Raw genomic sequence first — 10,974 nt, 5'->3', positions numbered from 1 at the left:
CTCGTACTGGACGTACTTGGGTCTTCGGCTGGTGCGGCGAGAGTGCGTGCCGGGCGTCGCGACGGGGCGAACGTTGCCTGTCACGGCACTAGCCCCTGCCCGGCCCTCTCCGGCCGCCCCTCCCGCGACTCCTCCCGGCCCCTCTCCTCGCCCCGAACGCGAAATGGAAAAAGACCCCAAGGATCACCGAAGAGTGTCAATCGGTATGCACTGGTGATGCCGTACGAAAACGGATCAAGTGGCCGGTGAGGTGGGCGAATGCCTCCTAGCGGACCCGCGCGTTCGAGGCTTGCGAAGATGTGCCAGAGTTGCCACGTCCGCCCTGTGAGCACGTACCGTACGGCCACACAGGTGGGACCAGGTGGGACCAGGTGGGATCAGGTGGGGGCAGCGGGAAGGGGCAGCCGGTTTTGACCACGCACGCACCGCAGGCGGCGCAGGCCGTCACGCTGCCCACGACGCTGAACGAAGCCGTGGCGGCCCTCACCGCCATGCCCGCCGCGGTCCCCGTGGCGGGCGGTACCGACCTGATGGCCGCCGTCAACTCCGGGCAGCTGCGGCCCGCCGCCCTGGTCGGCCTCGGCCGGATCAGCGAGATCCGCGGCTGGCAGTACCAGGACGGCAACGCGCTGCTCGGCGCCGGACTCACCCACGCGCGCATGGGCCGCCCCGACTTCGCGGCCCTGATCCCGGCGCTCGCCGCCGCCGCGCGGGCCGCCGGTCCGCCGCACATCCGCAACGCGGGCACCCTGGGCGGCAACATCGCCACGGCCGCGCCCACCGGCGACGCGCTGCCCGTGCTCGCCGCCCTGGAGGCGACGCTGATCATCGCGGGACCGGGCGGATCCCGCCGGGAGATCCCGGTGTCGCACCTGCTGGCCGGGGTGGAGATGCTCCGCGGCGGCGAGCTGATCGGCTTCGTGCGCGTGCCGCTGCTGCACGCCCCGCAGGTCTTCCTGAAGGCCACGGGCCGCACCGGCCCCGGCCGCTCGGTGGCCTCCGTGGCGCTCGTCCTCGACCCCGCCCGGCGCGGGGTCAGGTGCGCCGTCGGAGCCATAGCGCCGATGCCGCTGCGGCCGCTGGAGGCCGAGCAGTGGGTGGCCCGGCTGATCGACTGGGACAACGACCGCGCGCTCGTCCCGGAGGCGCTGCACGCCTTCGGCGAGTACGTCGCGGCCGCCTGCATCCCCGACCCGGCACCCGAGCCGGACGGCTCGGTGCCCCCGCTTCCGCCTGCCGTACTGCACCTGCGGCGCACCGTCGCCGCGCTGGCCCGACGAGCACTGGGGAGGGCGCTGTCATGACCGACGAACAGCACGAAGAGGGCGCGCCCTCGGGTGGCGGCCGCTGGGACCCGCTGCCCCAGGGCGACTACGACGACGGCGCGACCGCCTTCGTGAAACTCCCCGAGGGCGGCATCGAGGCCCTGCTGTCCCGTGACAGCCCCCTGGCCGCGCCCGGGCACGGCTACGTGCCGCCGCAGATAGCGGTCGCGCCCGGCACCGAGACCTGGGGCACGCCGGCCGACGGCGCCCAGTGGCCCGACCCGAACGCGGTCCCCCAGGAACGGCCCGTCGACGACCGGTTCACGTACCAGCCGGCGGCCACCCAGCAGTGGACGTACGAGGAGCCGCCGCCCGCGCCCGGTCACGATGTGACCGGGCAGTGGTCCATCCCGGTCGCGAGCGGTGATGTTCCGGACGAATCGGGCGAGTTCACCACCTCCGCGCTCATGGAGCAGTGGGGCGGCACACCGCCGGCCACCCTGCCGGGCGGTGCGCCCGCACCCTGGGCGGCAGAGGTCCAGGCCTGGGAACACCCCATGGAGGCCCCTGGAGGGCCCTCAGGCGCCCCGGCGGGCCACGGTGGCACTCCGGCCCCGGGTTCCCCGCTCGAGGCCGCCGGAGCGGCGCCTGTGCCTGGCGCGGTCGCAGCGAACGAACCGGGCGAACAGGCCGATACGGGCGAACTCCGGGCGGTCGGCGAGTCACTTGGCGCCGCCGCACGCCGCGCGGTCGGCGAGTCGCCCGACACCGGTGAACAGACCTCGGCCGGAGACGAGGCCGCGATCGGCCGCCCGGCCCCCGCGGGCAACGCGGCCCTGATCGGCGGCAACGCGGCCGCGACCCCGGCCCGCCCGGCCGAAGCCGACGAACCCCACGGCGCGCCCGTCCGGCACCCCGCCCGGCGCTTCGACCCGCACCACCCCACCGCCGATCCGCAGGCCGCCGACGGCGATGCGCTCCCACCGAGGCCACCCGCACCCGACGACGAAGGCCACACGGGCGCCGCGGGCGGCACGGAACACGCCGAAGGCGAAGCCGAGGCGGTCGACGACCACCCCCTCGCCTCCTACGTCCTCCGCGTCAACGCCACCGACCGCCCCGTCACCGACGCCTGGATCGGCGAGTCCCTCCTCTACGTCCTGCGCGAACGCCTCGGCCTGGCCGGCGCCAAGGACGGCTGCTCCCAGGGCGAATGCGGCGCCTGCAACGTCCAGGTCGACGGCCGCCTGGTCGCCTCCTGCCTGGTCCCCGCGGTCACCGCCGCCGGCAGCGAGGTCCGCACGGTCGAGGGCCTCGCCCAGGACGGCCGGCCCTCCGACGTCCAACGCGCGCTCGCCCTGCGCGGAGCGGTCCAGTGCGGCTTCTGCGTCCCGGGCATGGCCATGACCCTCCACGACCTGCTGGAAGGCAACCCGGCCCCCACCGAGTTGGAGACCCGCCAGGCCCTGTGCGGCAACCTCTGCCGCTGCTCGGGCTACCGGGGCGTCCTGGACGCCGTCCAGGAGGTCGTCGCCGAACGCGAGGCACACGCCGCCGCCGACGCTGAGACGGACGGCGACACGGCCCGTATTCCGCATCAGGCGGGACCGGGAGCCGGCGGCGTCAACGCGTCGGCGTTCGACTCCCCGGGCACCTTCGCGTCCCCCGCCCAGCGCGAGCAGTCGTCGTACGACGCCCGGCGCGAGCAGTCGTACGACCAGACGTACGGCGGTGACCAGACGTTCGGCGACCAGAGTCAGAGCTACGGCGACCAGCCCTACGGCTCGGACGGAGGCCAGGCGTGACCAACGAGACCGTCACCACGACCACCGCCGCGGAGAGCGCCGTCCCCGCCTCTGAGCCGCTGCCGCACGGCCTCGGCGTGTCGCTGCCGCCCGCCGACGCGCGCGCGAAGACCGAGGGCACCTTCCCGTACGCCGCCGACCTGTGGGCCGAGGGCCTGCTGTGGGCGGCCGTGCTGCGCTCCCCGCACCCGCACGCGCGCATCGTGTCGATCGACACCAGCCACGCGCGCGAGATGCCCGGCGTACGGGCCGTCGTCACCCACGAGGACGTGCCCGGCACCCCCCGCCACGGCCGGGGCACGCCGGACCGCCCGGTGTTCGCCGCCGAGGTCGTACGGCACCACGGCGAGCCCATCGCCGCCGTCGCCGCCGACCACCCCGACACGGCCCGCATGGCCGCCGCCGCCGTCATCGTCGAGTACGAGGTGCTCGACCCGGTCATCGACCCCGAGCAGGCCTTCGAGGCCGAGCCGCTGCACCCCGACGGCAACCTGATCCGGCACATCCCGCTGCACCACGGTGACCCGGACGCGGCCGGCGAGATCGTCGTCGAGGGCCAGTACCGCATCGGCCGCGCCGACCCGGCCCCCATCGGCGCCGAGGCCGGACTCGCCGTACCCCGCCCCGACGGCGGGGTCGAGCTGTACCTGGCCTCCACCGACCCGCACACCGACCGCAACACGGCCGCCGCCTGCTTCGGCCTGTCGCTCGAACAGGTGAAGATCGTGGTCACCGGTGTGCCGGGCGCGACCGCCGACCGCGAGGACCAGGGCTTCCAGCTGCCGCTCGGCCTGCTCGCCCTGAAGACCGGCTGCCCGGTCAAACTCACCGCCACGCGCGAGGAGTCCTTCCTCGGCCACGCCCACCGCCACCCCACCCTGCTCCGCTACCGGCACCACGCCGACGCCGACGGCAAGCTGGTCAAGGTCGAGGCACAGATCCTGCTCGACGCGGGTGCCTACGCCGACACCTCCGCCGAGTCCCTGGCCGCCGCGGTCTCCTTCGCCTGCGGCCCGTACGTCGTCCCGAACGCCTTCATCGAGGGCTGGGCCGTGCGCACCAACAACCCGCCCTCCGGCCACGTCCGCGGCGAGGGCGCCATGCAGGTGTGCGCCGCCTACGAGGCGCAGATGGACAAGCTGGCGAAGAAGCTCGGCATCGACCCCGCCGAGATCCGCCTGCGCAACGCCCTCGCCACCGGCGACGTGCTGCCCATCGGCCAGACGGTGACCTGCCCGGCGCCCGTCGCCGAGCTGCTCCAGGCGGTACGGGACTTCCCGCTGCCCGCGCTCCCCAAGGACACCCCCGAGGACGAGTGGCTGCTGCCCGGCGGCCCCGAGGGCGCGGGCGAGCCGGGCGCGGTGCGCCGGGGCGTCGGCTACGGCCTCGGCATGGTCCACATGCTCGGCGCCGAGGGCGCCGACGAGGTCTCGACGGCCACCGTCAAGGTCCACGACGGGATCGCGACCGTGCTCTGCGCGGCCGTGGAGACCGGCCAGGGCTTCACCACGCTGGCCCGCCAGATCGTCCAGGACACGCTCGGCATCGACGAGGTCCACGTGGCACCCGTCGACACCGACCAGCCGCCGGCCGGCCCCGGCTGCCGCGGCCGCCACACCTGGGTCTCCGGCGGAGCCGTCGAACGCGCGGCCAAGATGGTCCGCACGCAGCTCCTCCAGCCCCTCGCCCACAAGTTCGGCATGTCCACCGAGCTGCTCCAGATCACCGACGGCAAGATCACGTCGTACGACGGCGTCCTGTCGACCACCGTCACCGAGGCACTGGACGGCAAGGAACTGTGGGCCACCGCACAGTGCCGCCCGCACCCGACCGAGCCGCTGAACGCGGAAGGCCAGGGCGACGCCTTCGTCGGCCTCGCCTTCTGCGCGATCCGCGCGGTCGTCGACGTAGACATCGAACTCGGCTCGGTACGCGTCGTGGAGCTGGCCGTCGCCCAGGACGTGGGCCGGGTCCTCAACCCGGCGCAGCTCAACGCGCGTATCGAGGCCGGTGTCACCCAGGGCGTCGGCATCGCCCTCACGGAGAATCTGCGCACCCCGCGCGGGCTGATCCGCCACCCCGACCTCACCGGATACGCCCTGCCGACCGCCCTCGACGCACCGGACATCCGGATCGTCAAGCTCGTCGAGGAACGGGACGTGGTCGCCCCCTTCGGCGCCAAGTCGGTCAGCGCGGTACCGGTCGTGACCTCCCCCGCGGCCATCGCCTCCGCCGTCCGCGCGGCAACGGGCCGCCCGGTCAACCGCCTCCCGATCCGCCCGCAGGCGGCGGTGGTCACGGGCCAGTGAGCCTGTCCGGGGTCGTCGTGATCGCGGGGATCATGGCGTCGGGCAAGTCGACGGTCGCCCAGGCCCTCGCCGAGCGGCTTCCACGGGCGGCACACGTGCGTGGCGACGTCTTCCGCCGGATGATCGTCTCCGGCCGGGAGGAGTACACGCCCGGCGCCTCCCCGGAGGCGACGGCCCAACTCCACCTCCGCTACCGCCTGTCGGCGGCGACGGCGGACGCCTATGCGGCGGCCGGTTTCACGGCGATCGTCCAGGACGTACTGCTGGGCCCCGAGCTGACCTCGTACGTCGAACGGATCCGCACCCGCCCGCTGTACGTCGTCGTCCTCGCCCCCAGCCCCGAGGCGGTGGCGGAGCGGGAGGCCGGGCGGCCGAAGACCGGGTACGGACCGGCGTGGACGATCGCCGACCTGGACGCGGAACTACGGCTGCGCACCCAGGCGATGGGGCTGTGGCTGGACACCTCGGCGTTGACCGTGGAACAGACGGTGGAGGCGATTCTCACCGGGTCGGAACGGGCGAGGGTCGTCTGACGTCCTTTTCCACGGGGCGTTGTCAGTGGCGCGGCGTAGTGTTCTGGGCAGTGGGGACGGCCGTTTCGGAGGGGAAGCCCGGACGGCAGGCCATGCCCTGCTCAGGACGACCCACGGCACACCACTCCGACCCACTTTGCGTTTCCTGAACTCTTTGATCGCGGGGGCAGCGATGAGCACGACCAGCACGACCGGCAGCGGTGCGGCGGCGATCACGCTGACCGAGGCAGAACTGGACCGTTACATCACGCACGAACCGACCCGCATGTGGCTCACCGGCCCCGGACTCCCCGACACCGGCGGCCTGTTGACGTTCGAACCGCTGCGCACGACCGGCCTGCGCACGCTCGCCGACGTCGCGGACATCACGGCCGGCCCGTCCCGGCTCGCGGAGGAACTCCGGGACCGCCTGGTGATAGGCGAGTTGCTGGCCCCGGCCGGCCTGGACACGGAGTCGATCCTCCTCGACGGCGGCACCGGCGAGATCACCACGGCCTACCTGGTCGACCCGACCGAGCCGCGTCCGCTGGCGCCCTCGCTGGAGACGCTGCTGCGCTTCGCCGCGGTCACCGAGGAACTGACCGGCCTGCGCGGCCGTTTCGCCTCCCTCGCCGGCACCTACGGCACCAAGGCGGCGACCGAGGCCTCCCGCAAGCTCCTGGAGCTCTTCGAGGAGGGCACGGCCGGCCGGGTCCCGCCGTACTGGAAGGCGACGGCGCTGATCCGCCCGCTCAGCCTGGTCGCGGGCCCCGGCACGGACTCCGGGCTCGCCGTCGACCTGCCGGCCAGGCTGCTGGACCAGCAGTTCGGGCAGGGCCGGGTGGCCCGCTTCGAGGAGGTCGACTTCCCGCCGACGCTCACCCACCAGCCGACCCGCCGCTTCCTGCGCGAGACGGGCCTGCCGGAGGACGCGGTGCTCTTCCACCTCGACCCGGACGCCCCGCTGCCCACCCTCAAGGAGTACTTCACCGACATACAGCCGGGCGGCTTCCCCCTGGACGCCCTGCCGCCCCACGCCGACCACCTCATACGCCTCGGCCACCTGGTCGAGGACAACAGCCTCGTCGTGGACGGCACCACGGGCGCGATCCTCAACTTCTCCCAGCCCGAGGCGACCCTCTACCCCCTCAACACGGACATCTCCACGCTCGCCTTCACCCTGTGGCTCCTCCACCACGAGCGCACCATCGACGAGCACCTGGGCCACGAACTCACCACGGAGGCCTACGACCAACTCGCCGCGACCATGCTCCACACCCTGGCGACGATCGACCCCACGCCCACGACGATGGACGCCGACTGGCACTACTGGACGGAACTGTTCCAGGACGAGGCGGGCGGAGTGCTCTGAGCGCGCGGCCGGGGTCAGACCACCAGGCCCCGGCGGTAGGCGTAGACGACCGCTTGGACGCGGTCGCGCAGGCCGAGCTTGGTGAGGATGCGGGAGACGAAGGTCTTGACGGTCTCCGGGCTGATCACGAGGGCCGCGGCGATCTCGCCGTTGGAGAGGCCGTCCGCGATCAGCCGCAGGACCTCCAGTTCGCGCGGGGTCAGCGGGATGTCGTCAGGGGTGCCGCCGTCGGCGGGGCGGATCCGGGCGGCGTACCGGCCGACCAGCCGGCGGGTCACCTCGGGATCCAGCAGGGCCGCGCCGGTGGCCACGGTCCGGATGCCGTGCAGCAGCCGGTCCGGCGGCGCGTCCTTGAGCAGAAAGCCGCTCGCGCCCGCGCGCAGGGCCTCGTAGACGTACTCGTCCAGGTTGAACGTCGTCACCACGAGCACCTTCACGGGATGCGGCACCCCGGCCCCGGCCAGCAGCCGGGTGGCCTCGATGCCGTCGAGCACCGGCATACGGACGTCCATGACGACGACGTCCGGGCGCAGCCGGCCGGCGAGGTCGACCGCGGCCTGCCCGTCCCCGCACTCCCCGGCCACCTCCAAGTCGGGCTGGGCGCCGATGATCGTCGCAAGGCCGGTGCGGATCAGCACCTGGTCGTCACAGACCAGGACCCGGATCGGCGCGCCGCCCGCGGCGCTCACGACGGCCTCCCCGCGGGCCGGGGTCACGACGGGTTCCCGGCGGGTATCCGGGCCCGTACGACGAAGCCGCCGTCGGCCGCGCGCCCCGCGCTGAACTCGCCGCCCAGCACGTCCACGCGTTCCCGGAGGCCGGCCAGGCCCCGCCCGCTCCCGCCGGGGGACGCGGCGGCCGACCCCGACCCGTCGGTGCCGACCTCCACGGTGATCTCCTTCTCACCATGGTGCACCAGCACCGAAGTGCGGCTGCCATGGGCGTACTTGAGAGCGTTCGTCAGAGCCTCCTGTACCACCCGGTAGGCCACCAGGTCGGCGCTGCCCGCCGACTGCGTGGGGGTGCCCTCCTCGGTGAACTCCACCGGCTGCCCGGCCCGGCGCGTCTGCTCCACCAGGGTGAGCAGCCGGTCGGCGGGCGGCGTCCTGACGCCGGTGCCGACACCGTGGTCGGGGTTGAGCAGGTCGAGCAGATGGCGCAGGTCGGAGATGGCCCGCCGCCCGGTGTCGGTGACGGCGGTCAGCGTCTGGTCGAGCCGGTCCGGCGCGTCGGTCAGATACCGGGCCGCCTCCGCCTGCACCACCATCGCCGTCACATGGTGGGTCACCACGTCGTGCAGTTCGCGGGCGATCCGGGTGCGTTCGGCGGCGCGGGTGTCCTCGGCGACCCGCCGTCGGCGTTCGGCCTCCGCGGTCCGGGTGGCCCGCAGCCACGCCCCGGCACCCCACGCCAGCACCAGCGCCAGATAGAACGTCACGAACTCGCTCGCCGTCTCGCCCCCCGACCCCAGCCGGTGCAGCACGACCGCGAACGGCACGTAGGCCGCGGAGAACAGGAGCGCGGCGGCCCGCCGGTGCCGGTCCAGATGGGCGCCGGTGCTCAGCAGGGCGAGGGGCAGCGCGACCCCCGCGACCGAGTGGTAGGCGCGGATCTGGTCGACGGCGAAGCCGAGCGACACCAGGGCGAGGGAGACGGCCGGCCACCGCCGGCGCAGGGCGAGCGGCAGGCACTCCAGGCCGAGCGCCAGCCCGGCCAGCGCGTCGAAGGGGCGGGTGGGCAGGTCGCCGACCTGGGTTCCGTTGCCGTGCAGCGTCGGCAGGAAGGCACCGGCCAGGACCAGCAGCCCGAGCGGCAGATCCCGGACCGTGACGTCGAGCCGGTGCCACCACCCGGACATCTGCCGAGGACCGATCACCGGGGCAGTGTAGCGACGGAGCCGGCCGGGATGTCCCGGCGCCGGCGCGGCACCAGGTGCCCCCGCCGCCTGGCCAGGCGCAGGAACGCGAGCGTCACCAGCACCCCGAGCAGCACCGAGTACACGCTCGCCTCCGGCCCGAACTCGCCGCCGGTGATCAGCTGCGCCCCCGAGGTGGAGGCGTCCAGCAGCCCCTTCTGCGCGCCATTGCCGGAGACCTCGGTGCCGAAGATCGCCGACTCGGCGAAGTTCCAGCCGAAGTGCAGGCCGATCGGCAGCCAGAGGGTGCGGGTGGCGGCGTACGCGGCGCCGAGCATGCCGCCGGCCTCGATCGCGATGGCGAGGGCGCCCCACAGGGTCGCGTCCTTGTTGAGCAGATGCATCATCCCGAACAGCAGGCCGGTCGAAGTCAGCGCGATCCAGGTCCCGGTGCGTTCTTCGACGATCCGGAACAGAACGCCCCGGAACAGCAGTTCCTCGGTCGTGGCGGCGGCGGCCATGAACCCGACCAACCCCACCGCGCCCGTCACCGACCCCGTCCCGTGGACCGTGTAGTCCCCGAGGAAGGCGATGTTCGCGATCACGCACGCGAACGTCACCACGCCTATCAGCGCACCACGCCCGAACGCCGCCCGGGCGCCGTCCCGCCCCACGTCGGTGCTCGGCCGGTGCTCGGTCCGTCGCACCACCCACCGGTAGACGACCACCGCGGCCACGGCCGTCAGCACACCGAGAACCAGGGTGAGAAGCCAGTTCCCCTCCACCGCGGCAAGCGCCTGCCCACCGACGAAGGCGACCGCCGACACCGCCAACAACTGCCAGACCAGCCTCATGACGACTCCTCCACAGAACCCGCAGCCCAACCGCCGCGGAACTGGCCCGAACGCTACGGAACGCGGCCCGCGGAATCGTCACCACACGGTGGACACCTGCACGTAGCTCGCACGGGGGACAGGAGAGGGCCCTGGCGAATCAGGAAGGCGGCGCCTCTAGGGACGAAGCCCGGCCACCAAGGACGACCAACAGGGCGGCACCCCTCGCAGGGTGCCGCCTGTCCTTTTGCCTGGTCAGGCAGGTGGAGGCCGTGACCGGAATTGAACCGGTGTAACTCGCTTTGCGGGTTTGTCCGGGCTGGTCAGGGCCTGATCTGGGGTCGTTCAGAGGGGGTTCAATCCCGTGCGGACGACATGGCTGACGGAGCTTAGCCTGGCGCTTTCACGTGGTGGGCTGTCCGATGGCTGATCAAATAAGCGAGGAATGCCTCTGACCTGGGACGATGGAACTTGTCTAGGGGTCCTGTTCGTCATAGGGAGTATCTGCGCGGGCTGCTCGCGCCGTTGAAACGCAAGAACGGCCGGACGCTGGCCGAGCAGGCTGGCGAGCTGTCGCGCAACACCGTCGAACGGTGCATCAACCGCCTGAAGCAGTGGCGCGGCATCGCCACGCGCTACGAGAAGACCGCGACCACATACCTGGCCGGACTCCACATCGCTGGCATCTTCCTCTGGTCCGCCTGCTGACATAGGGAAGCTGTGCGGTGTCAGCTGACGTAGATCGGTACGCCCATTGTCAGACGCTGCTGGCAGCATCCCTGCCGTGAACGCCATCTTTACCACCCCGCCGCGGCTGTTCGACGTCACCGCGCTCTTTCCTCAACTGGCCCCGCTGGCGTGCACGGCGACCCGGCTGCACCCGCGGCCCGGGTCGCCGACCGTGCACGACAGTTCCGTGGGGGGGGGGGCCCCCGGGGGGGCCCCCCCCCCCCGGGCCCCCCCCCGCCCAGCGCCCCCCCCAGATAGACGCGCGCCGAGATAAACAAAAAAACAAAAAAAGAC

The 10,974-nt window shown here is 73.0% G+C and carries 8 protein-coding genes and 1 pseudogene; 6 read left to right on the top strand and 3 right to left on the bottom strand.

The window, feature by feature from the left end:
* Positions 1-410 precede the first annotated feature (410 nt).
* The 5 genes from AB0D59_RS50860 (at position 411) to AB0D59_RS50840 (ending at position 7,263) form a co-directional block, all read left to right on the top strand.
* Positions 411-1,304, top strand: a complete 894-nt coding sequence (locus tag AB0D59_RS50860; RefSeq protein ID WP_351701304.1) for an FAD binding domain-containing protein — start codon at positions 411-413, stop codon at positions 1,302-1,304.
* Positions 1,301-3,070, top strand: coding sequence for a 2Fe-2S iron-sulfur cluster-binding protein (locus AB0D59_RS50855; protein WP_362579965.1), 1,770 nt, complete (start codon positions 1,301-1,303; stop codon positions 3,068-3,070). Before AB0D59_RS50860 ends, AB0D59_RS50855 begins: the two co-directional genes overlap by 4 nt.
* Positions 3,067-5,379, top strand: a complete 2,313-nt coding sequence (locus AB0D59_RS50850; protein ID WP_362579963.1) for a molybdopterin cofactor-binding domain-containing protein — start codon at positions 3,067-3,069, stop codon at positions 5,377-5,379. Before AB0D59_RS50855 ends, AB0D59_RS50850 begins: the two co-directional genes overlap by 4 nt.
* Positions 5,380-5,381: 2 nt before the next feature.
* Positions 5,382-5,912: an AAA family ATPase gene (locus AB0D59_RS50845; protein ID WP_362579969.1), complete on the top strand. Its 531-nt coding sequence runs from the start codon at positions 5,382-5,384 to the stop codon at positions 5,910-5,912.
* A gap of 172 nt (positions 5,913-6,084) precedes the next feature.
* Complete coding sequence (locus AB0D59_RS50840; RefSeq protein WP_362579961.1) at positions 6,085-7,263, top strand: SUKH-4 family immunity protein; 1,179 nt, start codon at positions 6,085-6,087, stop codon at positions 7,261-7,263.
* Between the two features lie 14 nt (positions 7,264-7,277).
* On the opposite strand, the gene AB0D59_RS50835 is transcribed toward AB0D59_RS50840, so the two are convergent.
* The 3 genes from AB0D59_RS50835 to AB0D59_RS50825 are packed head-to-tail and all read right to left on the bottom strand — an operon-like array spanning position 7,278 to position 9,972.
* Positions 7,278-7,952, bottom strand: coding sequence for a response regulator transcription factor (locus tag AB0D59_RS50835; RefSeq protein WP_362579959.1), 675 nt, complete (start codon positions 7,950-7,952; stop codon positions 7,278-7,280).
* Positions 7,953-7,975: 23 nt separating this feature from the next.
* Positions 7,976-9,121, bottom strand: a complete 1,146-nt coding sequence (locus AB0D59_RS50830) for a histidine kinase (RefSeq protein WP_362579967.1) — start codon at positions 9,119-9,121, stop codon at positions 7,976-7,978.
* 14 nt (positions 9,122-9,135) lie between these two features.
* Positions 9,136-9,972, bottom strand: a complete 837-nt coding sequence (locus tag AB0D59_RS50825; protein ID WP_362579957.1) for a CPBP family intramembrane glutamic endopeptidase — start codon at positions 9,970-9,972, stop codon at positions 9,136-9,138.
* 555 nt (positions 9,973-10,527) lie between these two features.
* Between AB0D59_RS50825 and AB0D59_RS50820 the strand changes: the two are divergent.
* Positions 10,528-10,659, top strand: a pseudogene (locus AB0D59_RS50820) (IS5/IS1182 family transposase); the annotation flags it as partial.
* Positions 10,660-10,974: the final 315 nt, after the last annotated feature.

The organism is Streptomyces sp. NPDC048417 (genome assembly GCF_040651615.1).
Classification (GTDB): domain Bacteria; phylum Actinomycetota; class Actinomycetes; order Streptomycetales; family Streptomycetaceae; genus Streptomyces.
The sequence above is the reverse complement of the archived record's forward strand: the minus strand, read 5'-3'. Positions and strand labels throughout refer to the sequence as shown.

Coding starts and splice junctions, on each gene's coding strand:
- AB0D59_RS50840 (WP_362579961.1), top strand. CDS start 6,085: ATGAGCACGACCAGCACGACCGGCAGCGGTGCGGCGGCGATCACGCTG.
- AB0D59_RS50825 (WP_362579957.1), bottom strand. CDS start 9,972: ATGAGGCTGGTCTGGCAGTTGTTGGCGGTGTCGGCGGTCGCCTTCGTC.
- AB0D59_RS50855 (WP_362579965.1), top strand. CDS start 1,301: ATGACCGACGAACAGCACGAAGAGGGCGCGCCCTCGGGTGGCGGCCGC.
- AB0D59_RS50830 (WP_362579967.1), bottom strand. CDS start 9,121: ATGTCCGGGTGGTGGCACCGGCTCGACGTCACGGTCCGGGATCTGCCG.